A 22168-nucleotide genomic window follows, 5' to 3' on the forward strand; every position below is an offset into this window, starting at 1 on the left:
AAACAAACATCTATTATGGGAAATAATTCTGAACTGATAGCACAATGTGAGAAAAAGGCCAAGGAATGGTTGTCACCGTCGTTTGACGAGAAGACTCGCGCGCAAGTGCAAGCCATGCTGGATAACGAGGATAAAACAGACCTCATCGAGAGTTTCTACAAAGATTTGGAATTTGGCACAGGAGGTTTACGTGGCATCATGGGCGCTGGCACCAATCGGATGAATATCTACGTTGTGGGTATGGCTACACAGGGGTTTGCCAACTATTTGAATAAAAAATTTAAAGATAAAAAACAAATTTCCGTTGTGGTTTGCCACGACTGTCGCAACAACAGCAGGCTCTTTGCAGAAACCGTGGCCAACATTTTCTCGGCCAATGGCATCAAGGCATTTCTTTTTGACGAGATGCGACCCACGCCCGAGTGCTCATATGCCATTCGCCATTTGGGCGCACAAGGAGGCGTCAACATCACAGCAAGCCACAACCCACGCGAATACAACGGCTACAAAGCGTATTGGGACGATGGCGCGCAAGTGCTCAAGCCGCACGACATAGGCATCATAGACGAGGTTAACAAAGTTGCCATTGAAGACGTAAAATTTGAAGGCGACAAAGCGCTTATCCAAATCATCGGCGAGGAAATAGACGAAGCATATCTTCGCGACGTTCGCTCCATCTCGATAGACCCGGAGGTGATTAAACGCCAGCATAACTTGAAAATCGTATACACTCCCCTCCACGGCGCAGGGCGAGTGATGATACCTCGCTCATTAGCTTATTGGGGATTTGACAACGTGCACTGCGTGCCAGAGCAAATGATCAAAGACGGAAACTTCTCCACCGTAGACCGTCCCAACCCGGAGATAGCAGAGGCGTTAACATTGGGATTAAGAGATGCCAAAGCTCTCGACGCAGACATCTTGATGGCCAGCGACCCTGACGCGGACCGCGTGGGTATGGCATGCAAAAACCACAAAGGCGAATGGGTGCTCATCAATGGCAACCAAACATGCTTGCTATTCCTTTGGTATATCATAACCAATCGCAAAGCGAAAGGTTTGCTTAAGCCCACCGACTACATAGTCAAGACCATCGTCACGACAGAGGTTATAAAAAAGATAGCCGACGCTAACAATATAGAGATGCGAGATTGCTACACCGGTTTTAAATGGATAGCCAATGAAATTCGTCTTTCCGAGGGGAAACAGCAATATATCGGCGGCGGAGAGGAGAGTTATGGATTTATGGCAGAAGATTTCGTGCGTGACAAAGATGCCGTGTCAGCCTGTTCTTTATTAGCCGAGATTTGCGCTTTTGCCAAAAATCAGGGAAAAACCTTATATGACATCTTGATGGATATATACGTGGAATATGGCTTTTCCAAGGAACATACCATCAACGTGGAACGCCCGGGCAAGAGTGGGGCTGAAGAAATTCAGCAGATGATGGCCAACTTCCGCGACAATCCGCCTCAAAAATTGGGAGACTCCAAAGTGACGCTGTGGAAGGATTATAAACCGCTGACCGCTATAGACGCTAACGGAAACGTATCTAAGCTTGATATGCCAGAGCCAAGTAACGTGTTGCAATGGTTCTGCGAAGATGGCACAAAGGTGAGCGTTCGCCCATCAGGCACCGAGCCAAAAATCAAATTCTACATAGAAGTTAAGGCGGACATGAGCAACGCTGATCAATATGAAGAGCTTGACAGGAAGGGCGCGGAACAAATAGAGCGAATCAAAAAAAGTTTAGGAGTGTAATTCTCTTGCATCTAGCTCTCATATGTTCTGATAAGAAACGCAACTTTGGGGGATAATCCCAAGAAGCGAAAAGATATATTCTTCAGAGGAGGGGGAGGTATCTCCCCCTCTCTCCGATGGAACGTTTTAACATCATTGCAGCTCTTCCAAAAATACAAAAGAGCGCACAACCTCGCAAATTGCCAAAAAAAACGCAATTGCCGTAATCCACGAACAAGGCTACAAGCAAAAGAAATAGTTGATACCATAAACAAAGACTAATCCGTCATCATTTGTGGACTTAAGCGTAATGGCGACGAATATGGCCCATACAGTTAATCTCATGCGCAGATGTTGGCCCGACGCTCGCAAAAAGCATTTGTGCAAGAGCAGTGCCCTTACGGGAGAAGTCGATAACCGTACCAACCGTTAGTATTTTGAAGTTGAATCTACGCAGCAAAATAAATGTTACAAATATTTGGATAATATTTCTAAATATAGTACCTTTGCACCGCAGTAACTTGTAGTCACGCAAGTGGCAAACGTTCTGTTATAAGTCAGAAATGGAACCGTAATCGCACTTTGAGTAAAGGTTCTAAATGATGGCTATCAAGGTTCCGTAGCTCAGTTGGATTAGAGCAACAGCCTTCTAAGCTGTGGGTCTTGGGTTCGAACCCCAACGGAATCACTCGTCGAAAACTTCCTATATCACTGGGATTTAGGTACTTTTCATTTTTCCGCTTTACAGCCGTTAAGCTATTCGGTAATAAAAAAAAACGCTTATTTTGTCCAAATTTGGACCGTGGAGCAAGTTTTTTCTATTCGTTTTTAATCAAGAAGCATAATGGCAACAATAAAACTCGCAGTGCTAAAGCACACAAAGACAAAAAATGGCGCGTATAAAATTCGTATTTCCATTGGTCACAGGTCTGAAACGCATTACATTGTCACACCTTATTCTGTTAACGCATTATCAGAGTTCGATAACGGTATCGTGGTAAGAATTCCGAACGCACACGAAATAAATATCAAGCTCCGCAACCTCCTCAACGACTACGAGGAACGGCTGGAGCGCATACCCTCGCCCGACGACTACACTTGCAAGGAGCTGCGCGACCTCCTGAAATCAATGCGCCCGCACTCTTCCAAGGTGACGTTCAAACAAGTATCTGAGCATTATCAGAAAGAACTAACGGAGGATGGCCGCGGCTCTTACGCCGGAATGCTCAAGAACTCGTTAAGGCTCTTCATGGATTTTACGCACGGTGACGTATACCTTTCGAAAATCAGCACCGTCACCATATCCAATTTCGAACGCTGGCTAAAACGCAGGGACGCGCCTCACCGTCCGGCAGACGCACAGGCAGAGCATTCCCAATAATACTAACGAAATTGACAAAGTCCTCGTTTTCATGCCATAAAGGTACAAAGAAAACGCGCCCTCCATGAAAAATAATCACTAAAATATTTGCGCAATCATCAAAAGGTTATTATATTTGCATTGTCAAATTAAAAAACAATAAATCATGGAATTAACAGAAGACGAAAAAGAACTGATTAGGCTTATACGGAATTTTAGGAAAGCCTTTCCCAATGGAGCGAAGATGCTCGAACAAGAAATTTTAGAATTGGTTTACCAACTAATGGAAAACGAGTAAGCAACAAGCCGCCCCTCCGAATATGGAGGGGATGCCTAAAACAAATAATTATGGAAATAACTATCAAGCAACAGCAGACAGACATCCGCCAAGTATTAGATGATGTTTACGAAGAGATTAACTGGGCGTACCTTGCCAAAAACTATTTCGGTAAGAGCAGGGCATGGTTGTACCACAAATTCAGCGGTCGCAATAACGGTGTGGCAGATGATTTCAACGATATTGACAGGGAAAAGCTGCGTTCTGCCCTCAAGGACATCTCGGAAAGGGTAAGCAATGCAGCCGACAGGCTTTAACACAGCCGTTTTTTTTAATTTGACACCGCCCCGATACTTAACCGTGTCGGGGCATTTCATTCCGCCCACCTCTGCGCCTCCCATTCCCTGCGCCTGGCGAGCCATGGCAGCGGCTTGCCGCCTGACGAGCCAACGCCATGGCCGCCGCGACAGACCATTGGCGAACGGCATGGAAAGTAAAAGAACAAGCGTAACGCACATGCAGGATTTCCAACAATAAAAAGCGAAGGTCTCAATGTTCTTTATGGACATTGAAACCTTTCATTATAAAAAATGGTAGGATTTGCGTTCAATTGTCAGACATCAATCGACCGGGCATGCCATGTCAATCCTTTTCAAACAAATGCGAAACCGGCTCAAGAAAACGTGTTATGCGTTGGGGTATCACGTTTCCGCTTACCTTTCTCGTTTTGCAGCAAGTGATTACAAGGCGTTTTCGCGCCCGTGACATTGCGACATAAAGTTTTCGGGCATCTTCGGCCAAACCCTTAAAGTCGTTCCTGTTAAAATAGCTTGGCATGCGACTGTCCACCATGTCAAAAACGACGACATTGTCAAATTCCAACCCCTTGGCCTTATGGATCGTGGAGACAAACATGCGCTCATCTATGGCTGAGGACCCACATAGGTCGGATTCTTTGAGAGTGGACAACTCCGTGATATGATTGTCCAGCTGCTCTTTTAACGAAAGGTTGCGCTGGGTGGTTAAAATATCATTATCTATAAAGCTAAAAACATATTTCATCTTTGCCGTCTCGGACATCCAACCATTTGCTCTCGCCATCCGGTAAAAATGTTTCATCTCCGAGACAATGGCCGACTCGGCAGACTTCGCGGGCCTGTCATAAAGACGCTCGCGAGCCTCAACGAACATGTCGCCATAGTTTTGACGTATCATTCTGATATGCTCTTGTGTACTTTTACGACCGAGAAACTCTCTCTGCGACTCCGCAACCTTAGCTCCCTGACGTCTGCAATACACCAAAAGTTGCACCGTCGCATGGACGTCGTCGTCCGCAAGGTGTGAGTTCTGGCCCTCCAATTTCAAATCTCCCAATAGCGATTTCAATTTAAAAGCGCGCAAATCAGGTCGTAACAAACGGATAATTTTAAGAGAGTCGAAACACTTTGGACATCGTGTTTGCCACTTCACGCCACGCAGGTAACGACGCACGTTCCAATCCATTATATGGTAATCATAATCAGCATTGTGCGCCACGAGAACATCATCGCCCACAAAATCAAGAAACATTCGCAATCCCTGTTCGTGTGTCACAATGACATTGCGCTTGCGTTCCTCGATGATTGGATTGACCACATCGCCCAACATCCTCGGAATCTCACGTTCGGTGGCAATGTGCACACAGAATTTTCCAACAACCATTCCATCACGAATACGCTGGGCGGCAATCTGTATCACGTCGTCCTCAAACACGTTTAGGCCCGTGGTCTCGGTGTCAAAGACAACCAACGCCCGCTCATCATAAGTTTGCACAAATGCCTGAATATAGGTGGTATCTTTATAATCAAAGAAGTCGGCGGGTGTTATGGCCCTCGCTTTAAGACGATGGACAAACTGTCTTGCGCCCGAATTTGTGCCGAAGACCTTTGTCCCTCTCAGTAGTCTGGACCACGCAATGAAGTTGTTGTCATTGGAAAGCACGCTTAAATGCGCCATTAGCAATTTAACCTCAGGCGTGGAGAATAGGTCCGTTCCAGAGACCTTGAAATGCGATTGCCGTTTTTCCAAAAGCAATTTACTGATGGTATCAGCGTCTTTGTTGGCGTTGACAATAATGGCTATTGTCTCGTCGGGATGATCATGAAACAGCCTTGTCGCCATATTCGCCACATCAACGTACTCAGACTCGATATTGTCACTTGAGACTATCTGTAGCTCTCCGCCCCGCATAGGACTTCCATCCGTGGGGGCCGGCAGCAAATCGGCATCCGCTTTAAGAACTTTTACGGCGTATAGATTGAGCAAATCTACCAAGTATTTGGGTGAGCGATGGTTTATTCCAAGGTGATAAATATGCCCCTCGCAGCGTTTTTTCAACTCTCCTAAAATGTGAAGTTTGGCGCCCATGAATGAAAAAATGGCTTGCATTTCGTCTCCGAGATACATTAAAGTGCCAGTCCCACTGACTATCTTGCCACCTGACGGCGCGAATTCCAATGTTGAGAGCTCGTCTATTATGGCCAATTGCAAAGCGTTAAGGTCCTGCACTTCATCCACCTGAATCCAAGGATAGCGTTTGTGCGAACGCCCATCCCTCATGGCTACATAGGTGAGCTGAAGCAGGTCCTCAAAGTCCAAAAGATTGTTTTGTCGCCTATAAGCGTCGTATCCATGCGCGTATCGCATCCGCTCGAGCAAACGCACGGCCTGCTGGCGAAGCGCGATGTCGAAACCTTCAGACCTGACAAAATCAAGAAAGAAATCCGTATGGTCGTATATATCGAGCACAGACTCGCTCGTAAACGGTTGCTCCCTGACCCCGCAAATCGTTTCGAGAACGGCAATGTCGTCTTTAGACAAGCACTCTGGATGCAGTCTTAGTGGTTTCGGTATGCCATTACGCAACTCGAACATGAGGTGAGCCATGAACATTATCTCACTGTATTCCCGCCTGCGACCGCTGTCGTCGAGCACTCTCTCTTCGTCCTCCTGAAGGTACATGGACAGTATTCCCACCACCGTGTCGTCATCAATGACAGAACTTTCGGCTGGCACGAGCGAGTTTTCAAACAGGAAACGCGAGCAGTATCGGTGCACGTTGCCCACAAAAACATCTGTCGCGGACTCGTCGTCAACGTTTTCCGCGACGCGCTCACGCATACCGCGAGCGGCCCTGTTGGTAAACGTCAGGCAAAGCATGTCATCATAAGCCACACCCATGACATGGGCATGGCAAATGCGCTCGGCCAAAATTTGGGTCTTGCCACAACCGGGAGGGGCCAAAACTAAATGGCAACCTTCCTCAATGGATATAATTTTTCGTTGCGTAGAATCAGGCGTCCATGACTCCCGTTGTTTTTGTTTCATGGTTGAAAGTTTCTGCAAACTTACTATATTTTTTCATAATTAAGAAACCGGGGAAAGCGTTATTCATCAAAAATATTTATCTTTGCGCGAATGAAAATTATCAGGAACAGGCTTCTTCCGCCCAAAAATTTTGACGCCATCAATATTATGGGGTTACTGTTTTGCCACAAATCGACCATCATAACGCCCGAGATTGTCCGGCATGAACAAATCCACACACGGCAAATGGCGGAACTGTTGTTCGTCTTTTTCTACCTATGGTATTTTATGGAATGGCTTGTCAGGCTGTTCATGAGGGGCAACGCTTACCACCATATCAGTTTTGAGCGAGAGGCTTACGATCACATGGACGAGCCGGACTACCTGAAAAAGCGCAAACACTTCGCGTGGATAAAATATTACAAACTGGGTCGTTGAGCTTCGGCCTTATCGTAAAAGCGAGCCACGACATCGCCCTTGGCCCAATCACGACAAAGGCATGCCACGATTGGCATGCCTTCTTCATATTGATATCGAGATAAAATCACGTCATGGTTGGCGCCATACCCATCACAAATTGTTTTGCTCTATATCTTTAAAATATTTGTATGTGCCCACTTTCAGCTCATCGCATGCCGCCTCGTCGGCCACGATGATACCGTGCCGGTGCATTTGCAGGGCAGAGATAGTCCACCATTGCGACACGGCACCCTCCACCGCCGCTTGCAGCGCGCGAGCCTTGTGATGCCCATTGCATAATATCATCACCTCGCGTGCGGCCATCACCGTACCCACGCCAACGGTCAAGGCATACTTGGGAACCTTGTTCACGTCATTGTCAAAAAAGCGGCTGTTGGCCAAGATGGTATCCGATGTGAGCGTCTTTTCACGTGTTCGGCTGACAAGACTCGAGCCCGGCTCATTGAAGGCGATATGCCCATCAGGGCCTATGCCACCAATAAAGAGGTCTATGCCACCAGCCTCCTCGATCATCCGCTCATAGCGCTCACACTCGGCTTTCAAGTCTTTGGCGTTGCCATTGAGTATGTGTATATTCTCGCGGGGAATGTCTATGTGGTCGAAAAGGTTGCGGGCCATAAAGCTGTGATAGCTCTGCGGATGATCCTCTGCCAAGCCAACATACTCGTCCATGTTAAAAGTCAACACGTGTTTAAAACTCACTCGTCCCTCCTTGTTGGCCTTGACAAGCGCGGCATACATGCCCTCGGGCGAACTACCTGTGGGCAAACCCAGCACAAACGGGTGGCTGGCAGACGCGTTAAAACTGTTTATACGCTCAATTACATGCTCGGCAGCCCACTGCGAGATGCCGTCATAATGCGGTTGAATGATTACTCTCATAAGATTTTAATGATTTAAGTGTTTGCTAAATGTACGTAATTTTTAGGCTATAGAGCCACGCTTATATTGCCAAAAAGTATTTTATTATTTGCAAAAATACTATTTTTTTTTGACAAGACATCAATTTCCATTGTACATTTTGGCTTCTACCCTCCTTGTTGTCTTGACAGGTTGAGAATATGGCTTCAAGCAATGGCGCGTATGACATCAAAATGATGATGTAAAGAAAACATGCCTATTTTTGTGTCTCCAAAAAACATCCATTTAGAGAAAAATCTGTCTCCCTTTTCCCATCAAGTCATCATTTTTAGACTAAAATAAAAGAACCAAAGCCCGATTAACACTTATTCAGCCTGTGTTTAAGACCTATTCACGACACGATGAGCATTTATTGGTCACGTGATTGATAGCCTATCACCTTGCCAGTAAGCGCCAATCGCAAAGCCTAATAACAGCGCTCACACCTCCGCGAAGTCAAAATGACGCGTATGTCACTGTGAAATAGCCAGTTACGAAAATATCAATTTTTTGCCATATTTTGGACAAAAGGATTTGTTTTTTTATATACGCAAAATACAAGAGGGGTGTTGTCAAGTTTTTTGGTCAATTTGTTCAGCCTGAGACGACGTTTCAGGCGCGCGCGCTCACATAGCCCACCAACATGCGGCGACACATGCGTTCATCGCGCCACGCTTAATGGCGCAAGAATGAGAAGATAGACGCTACGTCACGTCCAAGCTATTTTTTTGCCTCTCAAAAAAGGTCGGGCAATTTGTTTTAACGCGTTTTTTGTTCAGCAATCGCTCTGCACGATTCTTACGTTCTTATATTCGCAAAGCGAGGGAGAACATTAAATATCATCAAACAACATGCTGACAATTGGTTGGAAATCAACGCGATGGCATACGACATGCAGGCCATGGAATTATAGCGGCATCAAAAAAAGGCACATAATCCTATCATTTTCCAATCTTTTCATTATCTTTGCAATAACATAAAAAACAGAGAATGAAAGAATTTGTGATTTCAGAGGCCAAAGCCGAAACCGCAATATTAGTGGGCCTTATCACACCCCAGCAAGACGAGGCCAAGACAAACGAATATCTTGACGAGCTTGATTTCTTGGCCGACACGGCGGGCGCCGTCACCGTGAAGCGATACACGCAACGCGTGAATGGACCCAACCAAGTGACCTATGTAGGCAAGGGAAAATTAGAGGAAATAAAAACATATATCGAAAACGAAGCCGACGAGGACAGGGAAGTGGGCATGGTGATCTTTGATGACGAATTGTCGGCCAAGCAGTTGCGCAACATTGAGAACGCGCTCAAAGTGAAGATTCTGGACCGCACATCGCTCATTCTCGATATTTTTGCCATGCGAGCGCAGACCGCCAACGCCAAAACCCAGGTGGAACTGGCGCAATACCGATACATGTTGCCTCGACTGCAACGCCTGTGGACACACCTTGAGCGGCAGCGCGGTGGCGCGGGCGCGGGCGGAGGAAAAGGCTCCGTGGGCCTGAGAGGGCCGGGAGAGACACAGCTTGAGATGGACCGCCGCATCATATTGCAACGCATCACGCTGCTGAAACAACGCTTGGCAGACATAGAAAAGCAAAAAAACACGCAGCGCAAAAACCGTGGACGACTCATCCGCGTGGCCTTGGTGGGATACACCAACGTAGGCAAATCGACCATCATGAACATCTTGGCCAAGAGCGACGTGTTCGCGGAGAACAAGCTTTTTGCCACGCTCGATACCACGGTGCGCAAGGTGGTCATCGAGAACCTACCTTTCTTGTTGGCCGATACCGTGGGATTTATACGCAAACTACCCACCGACTTGGTGGACTCTTTCAAGTCGACGTTGGACGAGGTACGCGAGGCCGACTTGTTGGTGCACGTGATAGACATCTCACATCCAGACTTTGAGGAACAGGTCAAGGTGGTGAAAAACACGCTGAAAGACCTTGACTGCGCTGAAAAACCCACGATAATGGTCTTCAACAAGATAGACAATTATCACTGGGTGGACAAAGAGCCGGACGACCTCACGCCCGAAACCAAAGAAAACGTGACGCTCGACGAGCTGAAAAAAACGTGGATGGCAAGGCACGACGAGGATTGCATCTTCGTGTCAGCGAAGCTCAAAGAGAACCTCGATGAGCTGCGAGGCACTCTGTATCGCAAAGTGCGCGAGCTGCATGTACAGAAATATCCCTACAACGATTTTCTGTATCCCGTGGACGACTGACACCTCACGAAACGCGACAAGACATGACAAACGAAAGCCGGAATTAAGCCATTTAACCCAACCCGAGACCGTCTCTCCCAACCTGGCAGATAGCCACACCCCATCCCAAGAGGCCGGTTGGAAGGGTTGCACATCATATCATTATGGAATACAGAAAACTTACCGACGAGGAAATCATCACGCTCGAGGACCGCAGCTGCTGGGCCGAAGATTGGAACAACATCAACGTGTCTGACGACTTCAAGCCGAAATACATGCACCGGGTGATGCTCTACGGCGAAGTGAACATTGGCGCGTTCGAAAAAAACGTGGAGGTGTCCAAGGGATTTTGGAAACATTCGGGCATTAACAACGCCACCTTGCGCAATGTGACTATCGGAGATGACTGCCTGATAGAAAACATCGGCAACTACATCAACAACTACGACATCGGAGACGACTGCCATATCTCAAACATTTCCACCATCGAAACCACCGAGGGAGCGACCTACGGAGAGGGCAACTTGGTGTCGGTGCTCAACGAAGTGGGCGATGGAAACGTGATACTCTTCAGAGAATTGAACAGCCAGTTTGCCGCCTTCATGGTGAAACATTTCGGCGACCGCGAGCTCAAAGACGCCATTCGGCGCATCATACGCGAGGAAATAGAGATGACAACGCCCGACAGGGGAACCATCGGCAACCGTGTAAAGATAGTGAACACCAAGGAGATAACCAATACCGTGGTGGGCGATGACTGCGAGATAAACGGTGCCGCCCGCCTAAGCGACACAACCATTATGAGCTCGCCAAACGCCACCGTGTACATCGGCACGGGCGTGATATGCGAAAACTCTATCATAAGCGATGGTTCTTCCATTATCAACTCGGTCAAGATGCAAGACTGTTTTGTGGGAGAGGCTTGCCATATCAGCAACGGTTTCACGGCGTCCGCCAGCGTGTTTTTTGCCAATAGCTACATGAGCAACGGCGAAACGTGCGCCGCGTTTTGCGGCCCATTCACAGCCAGCCACCACAAAAGTTCACTGCTTATCGGTAGCATGTTCAGCTTCTACAACGCTGGGTCGGCCACCAATTTCTCCAACCACGCCTACAAAATGGGACCGATGCACTGGGGCATTTTAGAGCGAGGAACCAAGACCGCAAGCGGAGCCTACGTGCTGATGCCAGCCACTATCGGCACGTTCAGCGTGTGCTTCGGCAAGCTGATGCACCACCCCGACACGCGCAACCTGCCATTCTCTTACCTCACGGCATACGGAGACACGATGTGCTTGTCGCCCGGCAGAAACATCACGACCGTCGGTTTATACCGCGACATACAAAAATGGCCCAAGCGTGACCTGCGACCCAAAGGCTCGCAAAAGAGCATTGTCAACTTCGACTGGCTGTCGCCATTCTCCGTGGGCGAAATCGAGAAAGGCAAAAAAATACTTGAGGCCCTCCGCGACGCGTCGGGAGAGGATGTCTCTAAATATAATTTCCACGAGTATGTCATCAACGGCTCGTCGCTCAAAAAAGGCATCAAATACTACGATATAGCCCTACGCATCTATATGGGAGCCGTGCTTAAGCGCGTGCGCAAGCGAGACCCGGACCTCAACCCGCCCGCCACGCCAACAGGAACAGGAGACTGGAATGATTTGTCCGGACTGCTATTGCCCGACTCCGAAGAGCGGCGCATCATTAAAGACATCAAAAACGGCACGCTCGACACGGTGGAAAAAATCATCAACAGGTTTATTGAGATCAACGAACACTACCGCGAATACCAGTGGACATGGACCTATCGACTCATTCTCGACTACTATGGCCTGACAGAACTAACCGAGGAAGCTGCCGAAAAGATTAAACAAGACTACGTGGACGCGCGCAGAGCGTGGGTGGCCGAGATACGCAAGGACGCCGAGAAAGAATTTAAAATGGGCGACGTGGAACAAGAAGTGCTCGACAATTTTATCAATAGCCTTGACCACGAAAAAGACTATGAAAACTAAAAACAGCGCCGGCATTATAACGATTTAATACCTAAATATTAATAAAATGAAATTTAAACTCATCACGGCCTCACTGGCCACGTTCTTAGCTTTGACGATAAGCGCCAAGGACTATCATTACAAAAGCGTGGCAGGAGACCCCATGCAAACACGCATCTACACGCTCGACAACGGCCTGAAAGTGTACCTGTCCGTCAACAAGGAGAAACCACGCTTGCAAACTTACATCGCCGTGCGCACAGGCTCGCGCAACGATCCCGCCGAGACCACAGGCTTGGCCCACTATCTGGAGCATCTCATGTTCAAGGGCACAAAGCTATACGGCACAAGCGACGCGCTGGCCGAGGCGCCGCTGCTTGATGAGATTGAGCAAAGATACGAGGATTATCGCCGACTCAAAGACCCCGTCTCGCGCAAGAATGCCTATCATGAGATAGACTCCGTATCGCAGATAGCCGCCAAATACAACATCCCGAACGAGTATGACAAAATCATGAGGTCGATAGGAGCCGAGGGAACCAACGCCTATACTTCCAATGATGTGACATGCTATGTGAACGACATTCCGGCCAATGAGATAGAATCATGGGCCAAAGTAGAGAGCGACCGATTCAGAAACATGGTCATCAGGGGCTTCCACACAGAGTTGGAGGCCGTCTATGAAGAGTTTAACATTGGTTTGGCCAACGACTCAAGAAAGATGTGGGAGGCCATGTTCAAAAAACTATTCCCCACACATCCATACGGCACGCAGAGCACCATCGGCACCCAAGAGCACTTGAAAAACCCATCTATCACGAACATCAAAAACTATTTTAACCGCTACTACGTACCCAACAACATAGCCATCTGCATGGCTGGAGACATTGATCCTGACAAGGTCATGGCCATTATTGACAAATATTTCGGCGATTGGCAAAGAAGCTCCACACTCTCTCGCCCTGAGTATGCGCCCGTAGCCGACTTGGTGGCGCCCACGGACACGACGGTCATAGGCCAAGAAGCGGAGCATTTGATGATCGGATGGAAGACTCCAAACGCGGCTTCTTACGACACAGACACACTTAGAGTGATAGCCGATATACTGAGCAACGGAAAAGCTGGACTGTTTGACGTAGACCTCAACCAGCCCATGCGAGTGCAGTCGGCAAGCGCGTTCAGCGAGGGACTACACGATTATGGCATGTTCGTTTTGTACGCGGTGCCCACCCAAGGACAAAGCCTGGAAGAGGCGAAAGGACTTGTACTCGCCGAGATGGAAAAACTGAGAAAAGGGCAATTTGACGAAAAACTGCTGCGCGCGGTAGTGAACAATCTGAAATTGGACTATTACAAATCGCTGCAAAGCAACAGCGACAGGGCTGACAAGTTTGTCAAAGCGTTTATCAATGAGTGCAAATGGGAAGACGAGGTACGCGCGCTCGACCGAATATCAAACATGACCAAGCGGCAAATCGTGGACTATGCCAACCGTCATTTACGCGACAACTATGTCGTGGCGTACAAGAAAAAGGGTGTGGACAACAGCGTGAAGAAGATTGACAAGCCTGCCATCACGCCCATCCCGACCAATAACGACATGCAAAGCGACTTTCTCAAAGACATTGTCAACGCCAAAGTGGCGCCAATAGAGCCTCGCTTTGTGGATTTCAGCAAAGACCTGAGCAAACGCGACGTGGACGCAAAAACCGTGTTGTTATATAAGAAAAATGACAGCGACGGCCTGTTCAACTTGGAATTTGACATACCTGTTGGACGTGAGAACGACAGTCGCCTACATATGGCCTCAGCCCTTCTCGACTATGCGGGAACAGCCAAAATGTCGGCAAACGACATTAAAAAAGCGTTCTACGACTTGGCCTGCAACTTCAACGTGAGCGTGAGGCCCAACCACACACGGCTCTCTTTGAGTGGCCTAAACGAGAACATGCCTGCCGCGCTCAAGCTCTTCACCAACCTTTTGGAGCATGCCACCATCAGCAAGGCAGACTATGACAAGGTGGTGGGGTTGGTCTTGAAATCGAGACAAGACAGCAAGCAGAGCCAAGGAGGCACCTACATGGCCCTGATAAGCTATGGCGTTTATGGCAAAACAAGCCCCTATCTGAACAGCATGACAGAAGAACAACTGAAGGCTTCTGACGGCAACGAGTTGCTTTTGGCATTGCGAAACGCACGCCATCTCAACCCTATGACCATCATGTACTATGGCCCGACAGACGAAAAAACATTGCTGTCGCTCGTGAAAAAAGACTATCCGCGCCGCCATGTAAAGGCTACACAACCACTGAACACGGTGAGATACACAGCTCAACCCACGCCGAAAAACGAGGTGTTGTTAGCCCATTATGATGCCAAGAACATCTACATGGTGCAATACAACAACGCCAACCGTGTGTGGAACATGGACAACGCTCCGTTGGTCTCCATGTTTAACGAATACTTCAGCGGCGGCATGAATGCCATAGTGTTCCAAGAACTGCGCGAGGCAAGGGGCCTGGCCTATTCCGCCTCGGCCAGATACAACGCGCCTTACAGACTGGGAGACAAGGAGTATTTCAACACATTCATCATCACCCAAAGTGACAAGATGATGGATTGCATCGGTGAATTTAACAACTTGCTCAACCAAATCCCACAAAACCAAGCCGGTTTCGAGCTCGCAAAGCAAAGCCTTCTCAAAAGCCTTGCCACAAATCGCCATACGCGTTTCAACACGCTTAACTACTACATGACAATGAGAGAGCTTGGCTTGAACTATGATATCGACCAGAAAATATACGACAAGATTCCAAGTATCACTCTCGACGATATCGTCAATTTTGCCAAAGAACGCATCGCCAACAAACCATACAAATACCTGATCGTAGGCGATGAGAAAAACTTGGATACCAAATCTTTGGAAAAAATAGCTCCTATCCGTCGCGTAAGCGAGAAGGAAATATTCGGATTTTAAGATAAGTTACCGGGACACGCGAAGTATGTCCCGGTACATTCACCTCCTCCTTTTCGAGCCACGACTTTAACAAGGGCATCATAAAGCGTACACACTTAAACTATATACAAAAACTTTATACTTATGGCAAAACCATTAGAATTCAACTATGCGCCCATGTTTCAATTGGGCGAGGACAAAACAGAGTATCGGCTCCTGACCAAAGAGGGGGTCAGCACGGCCGAATTTGATGGCAAACAAATTTTGAAAGTAACCCCCGAGGCGCTCACATTGTTGGCCCAACAAGCTTTTCACGACGTGGAATTCATGCTTCGTCGGGAACACAATAAGCAGGTGGCCAAGATCCTCGAAGACCCCGAGGCGTCTGAAAACGACAAATATGTGGCCCTTCAGTTCTTGCGAAACGCGGAGACAGCGTGCAAGGGAGTGCTGCCCTTTTGCCAAGACACGGGCACCGCTATCATACACGGAGAAAAAGGACAACGCGTCTGGACCGACTTCGAGGACGAGGAAGCGTTGAGCCGAGGCGTCTTCAACACGTTCACGCAAGACAACTTACGCTATTCGCAAAACGCCCCGTTGAACATGTACGATGAGGTGAACACCCGTTGCAACCTGCCCGCCCAGATAGACATCGAGGCCACAGGGGGAGACGAGTATCGCTTCGTGATGGTGGCAAAGGGCGGTGGTTCCGCGAACAAGACCTATTTCTACCCCATGACAAAGGCCACCATCCAAAACGAGGGAACGCTCATGCCATTCCTCGTTGAGAAGATGAGAAGCCTCGGCACGGCGGCCTGCCCACCCTATCATATATGTTTTGTCATCGGCGGCACGTCCGCGGAGAAAAACCTTCTCACCGTGAAGCTCGGCTCTATCAAGTATTATGACGAGCTGCCCACCACCGGAGACGAGACCGGACGGGCGTTTCGAGACATAGATCTGGAAAAGAAACTGCTGGTCGAAGCGCAAAAAATAGGTCTTGGCGCACAATTTGGCGGCAAATACTTGGCGCACGACATCCGTGTCATCAGGTTGCCGCGCCACGGAGCCAGCTGCCCCATCGGCATGGGCGTGAGCTGCTCGGCCGACCGCAATATCAAGGCCAAGATTAACAAGGACGGCATTTGGATAGAGAAAATGGACTGCAACCCATCAGAGCTCATACCCGAGGCATATCGCAAACCGGGAGAAGGCGCCGAGGGCATAGATATTGACCTCGACAAAGGTATTGACGCCGTGCGAGCCGAACTTACCAAATACCCCGTGTCCACACGCGTCAGCCTCAATGGCACCATCATCGTAGCGCGCGACATCGCGCACGCAAAGCTCAAGGCTCGCCTTGACGCCGGCGAGGAAATGCCACAATATTTCAAAGACCATCCCATTCTCTACGCCGGACCGGCAAAGACTCCGGAGGGATTGCCTTGTGGCTCCATGGGACCAACGACGGCCAACCGTATGGACCCTTACGTAGACGAATTTCAAGACCATGGGGCCTCTCTCGTGATGATAGCCAAAGGAAACCGCACGCAGGTGGTTACCGACGCATGCCAAAAGCATGGCGGTTTCTATCTGGGAACCATTGGCGGAGTGGCCGCGGTGCTATCGCAGAGCAGCATCAAGAGCATTGAGTGCGTGGAATATCCAGAGCTTGGAATGGAGGCCATTTGGAAAATAAGGGTAGAGCACTTCCCGGCTTTCATCCTCGTGGACGACAAGGGTAACGACTTCTTCAAACAATTACCCACCTGCAACAACTGCGGAGTGAAAAAATAAGATCTCATTAATTAGATCTTTACGATAGTCCATCCCAACAGCATAACAACTGTCGGGATGGGCTCTTTTTTTTGAATGCAGTTAGTCTTGCGAGACACATGGCCAGAGACAGGCTAAATAGGCAGACGAGCGACGCGATTTTGTTCTTTTTGTACAAATTATTGCACAATTACATATTAATTAGGTAACTTTGCGCATGGATAACAAAATGCTATTCAAGGGGTGCTTGTCTGATTAGACGGCTGAGAACATACCCTGTAACCTGATCCGGACAATGCCGGCGTAGGAAGGATAAATCCCCTGTTTTATTAATATTTAATGTCATTACATCAATGAAAAAATTGATTTGGACTTCATCATTGGCCATGGCAGCATGCATCGCCTTGCCTCTTAACAGTCGGGCACAAAGCAAAGACTCTATGAAGCTGGCCGTTCTGCAAGAAGTGACTGTCAAAGCCGTTCGCGCATCAAAAAACGCGCCGTTTGCCGTTGCAAACATCAACAAAAAAACATTGAGAAACTTTGCCAAGACCGGCCAAGAGCTTCCGCTACTCTTTGCTCGCACGCCCGGAATACTCGCTTGGAGCGAGAACGGCGTGGGCACTGGATCCACCTATATGCGCATTCGTGGAGCGGCAGGCAGCCGTATCAACGTCACGCTCGATGGCGTAGCGCTCAACTCTCCCGAAGACCAGACCGTGTTTTGGGCTAACATGAACTCATACGCCGCGCTCTTGGGGTCCGCCCAAATCCAACGCGGCATCGGCACGTCAACCAATGGCGACGGCGCCTTTGGTGGCACCATATCGCTCAACATGGCCGCCCCCAGCGAGAAACCAAGCCTTGAGGTGAATGGCTCTTACGGCAGCTACAACACCGCCAACATGGGTCTGAACTTCTCCTCCGGCTTGCTTTTAGGACATCTCATCGCCGATGGAGCCTACCATCACACCACAACAGACGGTTTTGTTCATGGCACATCCGGCAATTCCGGCTCTTTTTATGGCGGACTTACATGGTTGGGCAACAACCTGACCGTGCGCTATAAAAACGTGGGAAACTACGAACGCACCGGCCAGGCATGGAGCGGCGTAACCGCGGGAAATGGCGATTACAGCATGAACAGCTACGATGGCGTGAAAACTTACAAAGACATGTACGACCGAGGGCTGGGACGTTACAACAGCCTGTACGAGGCCTTCAAACCCGATTGGAAAGGAGGATGGAGCATTTCGCGCTATAAAATGAGCGACGGTAAATTGTGGGAGAAAACCACCGACAACTTCACGCAAGACCACAACATACTCTCTGCCACGTGGCAGCCCTCCGCGCGATGGACCCACAACGCAGCCCTGCACTACACATATGGGCATGGTTACTACGAGGAGTTTCGCCCAAGTAAGAAGTTCGAATACTTTGGCATAGTCGCCAACTACAATGACAACGGTACAAGCAAACAGATAAAGAAAGCCGACTTCGTACGTAGGAAAGGATTGACACAGCACGCTTACGGCTTGGTTTACAACAGCAACTACACCGACGAGCACAACGACGTTATCTTCGGGGCCAATATCCAGCAGTTCCGTTGCAACCACTATGGCTTTATAGATTACATTCACGCCAAGGAGAGCCAAAATATACAGCTCACGGCCCCCTACGATACAAAACTAAAAAAATATTACGATTCTGACGCAAAAAAGAACGATTACGCTGTTTACATCAAAGAGACTTACAAGATTACACCCGTCTTCGACATCTTTGCCGACGTGCAATACCGCCATGTGGACTACACCACAGACGGTATCAACGACAGGTTCTACAAGCAAAAGGACGGCACTTTCAAGAACCAGCAACTCAATATCAACAAACACTACAACTTCGTCAACCCCAAAGCAGGCGTTAGTTTTCACCAAAACGGTCACCACGCTTACTTCTCCGCGGCCTATGCCAACCGAGAACCCGAGCGCAACAACTTCACCAACAACGGTTCTTACCCAGCGCCCAAAGCCGAGCGCCTACTCGATTTCGAGGCAGGCTACAATTACAGCGGCACGAGCTGCCATGCCGGGGTCAACTTCTACTACATGGGCTACAAAGACCAATTCGTGCAAACCGGCGCACAGAGCGACATTGGCGAAAACCTCACCACAAACATAGCCAAGAGCTATCGCACCGGCGTTGAACTGACAGCCGACTGCGCCCCACTCGCATGGCTCTCCATCGCAGGCAACGCAGCCCTGTCCATGAACAAAATAAAAGACTTCGACGAGGTCATCGAGACGCGTGACAAAAATTGGAAAAAAATAGCTCCTACTGTCAAACACTATGACAACTCCACGTTGGCCTTCTCGCCATCAGCCATCCTCAACGGATTCGTCGATTTCCACTACGCCAACATGCAAGCCGTTTGGCATACCAACTTCGTGAGCCGGCAGTATGTGGACAACACCGAGAACAGCGACCGGTCGTTGCCAGCCTACAGCCAAACAGACATCAGGCTCAGCTACACATGGCAGCTGCCCCAAAACCGATCAGCGCTCAAAGAAGTGGTATTTGGCATGAACCTTAACAACATCTTCAACGCTCACTATGCCTCATCAGCGTGGGTCTACTCCGCTATCGTAGGCCAAGATCACCCGGAGAGCAACCGTTACTACCAAATGGGCTATACACCCATGGCAGGCTTCACGGCGCTGGGCAGCGTGGCGCTGCGTTTCTAACGAAGTGTCAAAAACCGGATTTCACAATTCTCAATTCACGATTTATCGCTTTCAAAACATAATTCGTGAATTGTGAAATTGTGATTTCCCAATAACCCTAACATGCAATTTGTCTTATACACGCTCGACATTTACACTCACTCCGACCCATGGATCACCTTTTTCATGGCACATTGGCTCGACATCACCACCACCATTCTCGGCTTAGCCTACATCCTGCTGGAATGCAAGGCATCCATTTGGCTTTGGATCGTTGGTTTCGCGATGCAAGCATTAGACGTCGCGCTCTATTACGAGAAAGGGCTTTACGCCGACTGCGCCATGGAGTTTTATTACATCGCGATGACCATCTACGGTTTTTGGACTTGGAAATTCGGCAAAAAGAAACATCAGCGGCAAGGCGAGCAGTTGCCCGTCACCCACTTCAAGCGCAACCTTATCTTGCCGTGGACACTCGGCACCCTCGCCATTTGGCTCATATTGTGGTATTGGCTCACGCGGATAGGGTCCACCGTGCCAGTGGCCGACGCATTCACCACGGCCCTAAGTTTCGTCGGAATATGGGCGTTGGCGCGCAAATATCTTGAGCAATGGCTCATCTGGATAGTGGTGGACGTGGTGACTTGCGCACTCTATTTCCACAAGGGCATACCATTCAAAGCCTCGCTCTACGGCCTGTACGTAGCAATAGCCATCTTCGGTTATCTTAAATGGCGGCGCGACATGCAAGCTCACCGCGAAGCATGACGCGCACGCACCCAACCGTTAGAGAGGAGTGGCGCAAAATGAAATAAAAAAAAAATAAACGAAAGTTTGTTGCCCAATACGCATTGTTTTCACCAAACAATGCGTATTTTTGCATATGGGCATGTCCGCGCGCGCGGTTCTCCACAAGTCAAAACGCGCCATGCCAACGTCATAAAAAAAATAAAACAAAAATGGAAAAAAACATCCTCACGGACGACATGCTTCAAGCCGCGTTTGCGCTCAGGAAGCAAGAACCTTGGAATGTACTGGGCGATTACAACATCTTTGCCGTGAAACTATCATGTGGGGAGACAGGCTATTGCTCTGTCATGGGTGAGGCCGGCATCATGCATGGACTTGGCCTGTACGTCGGACGAAAGCAATTCTCAAGCTACCTTCGAAGCCTGACGATTCAAAAAGAGCCACACTACGAATTTCTCGAGAACATCACGTCGTTGGACTATATAGTATGTTCGTTCGACGCGGCCAAAGACATAGAGGCTAACGACAAGAAACGCATCAGGGAATTCTCGCAACAAACCAACCAAACCATACCGCGAAAAAACGGCTGGCCCAATTTCATAAAGTATAAACCAAACCACGCGCCTTGGCGCATGACCGACAAGCAAGACGCCCAAAACATGACCGAGGCCATGCGAGCCACCGCGTTCCTGGCATCGTACATGACGGAACATCCGTCCGAAAACGTAGGTTTTGGCCCCGAAGGCGACTATCCCGGCTACCATGGCGGCAAGACAGCGCCACTGCTTGTTCCCACAGGCGAGGAGCGATATGAATGGAGCGCCATCCAACTTCCGGCTTTCGAGGACGAGGAATATCCCATGGCTCGATTTGACAATGACATCATGGCGCACCGCGTCAAGAAACTGCCCATGGGCCAACCATTGTGCTGCCGCATGTTGCATATGCGCCAACCGGCATTAACAGACCAGCATTCTACACCAATATATCCCCAGTTGCTACTGGTTGTAGGCAAAGAAGATGGCTATGCCACCCCCATCATGGGCAAAGACATCAATATCGACGCAGAAGACACGCTCAACAAGCTGGGTGAGACTATATGCGACATCGGCATGAGGCCCGAGGGAATCGAAACGGCCGGAGACAAGACATACAACCTGTTGAAACACTTTTGTGAGAGATGCGGCATACCACTCCACAAGAAAAAAAAGATGGACGAGACTTGGGAAGACGTGGCGACATATATGTATACCATGTTATAGCATTGGCAAGCATCATTCCAAGCGGATGTCCAAGGCATGCGTTGGTGCCATGCCCCAAAGTTTGGCATGACACCAACGCGAAATGAAAAAATTCGACTGCCAAACCCATCTACCTTTTTGAAAAAATCGAACAAATATCATTCCGGGCAACTCCAGACAGCAAAGCAAAGGCTTTTTATTTGAAATCCTTAAAATTTTAGCCCTTTTTGCAAATGCCAGCAAATCAACCTCTTACGACAAAAACTCCTTGCCCATGTCGTTGGAGCGGCTTTTCGAGACCGCGATTAGCCCTTATTCGTCTTGCGATTAAGCTCCAAACGGCGCGCGTTTAGCCACCATTCACCATCCGTACAGTGTCTAAACAAGACGCGATCAAGCGTCAATT

The 22168-nt window shown here is 48.8% G+C and carries 14 protein-coding genes, 1 tRNA gene and 1 riboswitch; of the genes, 13 read left to right on the forward strand and 2 right to left on the reverse strand.

The genetic code is table 11. From position 1 onward, the window contains the following. Positions 1-15: 15 nt before the first annotated feature. From HMPREF1640_RS04825 to HMPREF1640_RS12755, 5 genes are all read left to right on the forward strand, one after another. Positions 16-1761 (forward strand): phospho-sugar mutase, encoded by a 1746-nt coding sequence (locus HMPREF1640_RS04825; protein WP_036892873.1) that lies wholly within the window; start codon positions 16-18, stop codon positions 1759-1761. Positions 1762-2353: 592 nt separating this feature from the next. Then, a tRNA-Arg gene (locus HMPREF1640_RS04830) sits at positions 2354-2428 on the forward strand. A gap of 156 nt (positions 2429-2584) precedes the next feature. Beyond that, the gene (locus HMPREF1640_RS04835) at positions 2585-3121 is read left to right on the forward strand and encodes a phage integrase SAM-like domain-containing protein (protein WP_231565836.1); all 537 of its coding nucleotides are present in this window, start codon (positions 2585-2587) and stop codon (positions 3119-3121) included. Between the two features lie 145 nt (positions 3122-3266). Further along, positions 3267-3398: a hypothetical protein gene (locus tag HMPREF1640_RS13875; protein WP_255327710.1), complete on the forward strand. Its 132-nt coding sequence runs from the start codon at positions 3267-3269 to the stop codon at positions 3396-3398. A gap of 50 nt (positions 3399-3448) precedes the next feature. Then, positions 3449-3694: a DUF5053 domain-containing protein gene (locus HMPREF1640_RS12755; RefSeq protein WP_081935279.1), complete on the forward strand. Its 246-nt coding sequence runs from the start codon at positions 3449-3451 to the stop codon at positions 3692-3694. 325 nt (positions 3695-4019) lie between these two features. Here the strand turns inward: HMPREF1640_RS12755 and HMPREF1640_RS04845 are convergent, their stop codons facing one another. Continuing rightward, complete coding sequence (locus tag HMPREF1640_RS04845) at positions 4020-6743, reverse strand: 3'-5' exonuclease (protein WP_036892875.1); 2724 nt, start codon at positions 6741-6743, stop codon at positions 4020-4022. Positions 6744-6833: 90 nt separating this feature from the next. On the opposite strand from HMPREF1640_RS04845, the gene HMPREF1640_RS04850 reads away from it, so the two are divergent. Further along, on the forward strand, positions 6834-7160 hold the full coding sequence (locus tag HMPREF1640_RS04850) for a hypothetical protein (RefSeq protein WP_036892876.1): 327 nt from the start codon (positions 6834-6836) through the stop codon (positions 7158-7160). A 132-nt stretch (positions 7161-7292) separates the two neighbouring features. Here HMPREF1640_RS04850 and nagB read toward each other — a convergent pair whose 3' ends face one another. Continuing rightward, positions 7293-8084, reverse strand: coding sequence for a glucosamine-6-phosphate deaminase (nagB, locus tag HMPREF1640_RS04855; protein WP_036892877.1), 792 nt, complete (start codon positions 8082-8084; stop codon positions 7293-7295). A gap of 1008 nt (positions 8085-9092) precedes the next feature. On the opposite strand from nagB, the gene hflX reads away from it, so the two are divergent. From hflX to HMPREF1640_RS04890, 7 genes are all read left to right on the forward strand, one after another. Next, positions 9093-10340, forward strand: a complete 1248-nt coding sequence (gene hflX / locus HMPREF1640_RS04860) for a GTPase HflX (protein ID WP_036892878.1) — start codon at positions 9093-9095, stop codon at positions 10338-10340. A 143-nt stretch (positions 10341-10483) separates the two neighbouring features. Beyond that, positions 10484-12337, forward strand: coding sequence for a DUF4954 family protein (locus HMPREF1640_RS04865; RefSeq protein WP_036892879.1), 1854 nt, complete (start codon positions 10484-10486; stop codon positions 12335-12337). A gap of 46 nt (positions 12338-12383) precedes the next feature. Then, positions 12384-15293 carry a pitrilysin family protein gene (locus HMPREF1640_RS04870; RefSeq protein WP_036892880.1) on the forward strand — a complete coding sequence of 970 codons (2910 nt, stop codon included), beginning with the start codon at positions 12384-12386 and terminating at the stop codon, positions 15291-15293. Between the two features lie 123 nt (positions 15294-15416). Then, positions 15417-17072, forward strand: a complete 1656-nt coding sequence (locus tag HMPREF1640_RS04875; RefSeq protein WP_036892881.1) for a fumarate hydratase — start codon at positions 15417-15419, stop codon at positions 17070-17072. Positions 17073-17280: 208 nt separating this feature from the next. Beyond that, a riboswitch (TPP riboswitch) is annotated at positions 17281-17378 on the forward strand. A 26-nt stretch (positions 17379-17404) separates the two neighbouring features. Beyond that, positions 17405-19792, forward strand: a complete 2388-nt coding sequence (locus HMPREF1640_RS04880; protein WP_036892882.1) for a TonB-dependent receptor — start codon at positions 17405-17407, stop codon at positions 19790-19792. A gap of 165 nt (positions 19793-19957) precedes the next feature. Beyond that, positions 19958-20539 carry a nicotinamide riboside transporter PnuC gene (gene pnuC / locus HMPREF1640_RS04885; RefSeq protein ID WP_036892904.1) on the forward strand — a complete coding sequence of 194 codons (582 nt, stop codon included), beginning with the start codon at positions 19958-19960 and terminating at the stop codon, positions 20537-20539. A gap of 191 nt (positions 20540-20730) precedes the next feature. After that, positions 20731-21783 carry a hypothetical protein gene (locus HMPREF1640_RS04890; RefSeq protein ID WP_036892883.1) on the forward strand — a complete coding sequence of 351 codons (1053 nt, stop codon included), beginning with the start codon at positions 20731-20733 and terminating at the stop codon, positions 21781-21783. The last annotated feature ends 385 nt before the right edge of the window (positions 21784-22168 follow it).

The organism is Prevotella sp. S7-1-8 (assembly GCF_000758925.1).
Classification (GTDB): Bacteria; Bacteroidota; Bacteroidia; order Bacteroidales; family Bacteroidaceae; genus Prevotella.

Bases quoted from the DNA above. Each gene is read 5' to 3' on its own strand.
- HMPREF1640_RS04865 (WP_036892879.1), top strand. From the start codon at position 10,484: ATGGAATACAGAAAACTTACCGACGAGGAAATCATCACGCTCGAGGAC.
- HMPREF1640_RS04850 (WP_036892876.1), top strand. From the start codon at position 6,834: ATGAAAATTATCAGGAACAGGCTTCTTCCGCCCAAAAATTTTGACGCC.
- HMPREF1640_RS13875 (WP_255327710.1), top strand. From the start codon at position 3,267: ATGGAATTAACAGAAGACGAAAAAGAACTGATTAGGCTTATACGGAAT.
- HMPREF1640_RS04870 (WP_036892880.1), top strand. From the start codon at position 12,384: ATGAAATTTAAACTCATCACGGCCTCACTGGCCACGTTCTTAGCTTTG.
- HMPREF1640_RS12755 (WP_081935279.1), top strand. From the start codon at position 3,449: ATGGAAATAACTATCAAGCAACAGCAGACAGACATCCGCCAAGTATTA.
- HMPREF1640_RS04825 (WP_036892873.1), top strand. From the start codon at position 16: ATGGGAAATAATTCTGAACTGATAGCACAATGTGAGAAAAAGGCCAAG.
- HMPREF1640_RS04845 (WP_036892875.1), bottom strand. From the start codon at position 6,743: ATGAAACAAAAACAACGGGAGTCATGGACGCCTGATTCTACGCAACGA.
- pnuC (WP_036892904.1), top strand. From the start codon at position 19,958: ATGGCACATTGGCTCGACATCACCACCACCATTCTCGGCTTAGCCTAC.
- HMPREF1640_RS04875 (WP_036892881.1), top strand. From the start codon at position 15,417: ATGGCAAAACCATTAGAATTCAACTATGCGCCCATGTTTCAATTGGGC.
- HMPREF1640_RS04880 (WP_036892882.1), top strand. From the start codon at position 17,405: ATGAAAAAATTGATTTGGACTTCATCATTGGCCATGGCAGCATGCATC.
- HMPREF1640_RS04835 (WP_231565836.1), top strand. From the start codon at position 2,585: ATGGCAACAATAAAACTCGCAGTGCTAAAGCACACAAAGACAAAAAAT.
- HMPREF1640_RS04890 (WP_036892883.1), top strand. From the start codon at position 20,731: ATGGAAAAAAACATCCTCACGGACGACATGCTTCAAGCCGCGTTTGCG.
- hflX (WP_036892878.1), top strand. From the start codon at position 9,093: ATGAAAGAATTTGTGATTTCAGAGGCCAAAGCCGAAACCGCAATATTA.
- nagB (WP_036892877.1), bottom strand. From the start codon at position 8,084: ATGAGAGTAATCATTCAACCGCATTATGACGGCATCTCGCAGTGGGCT.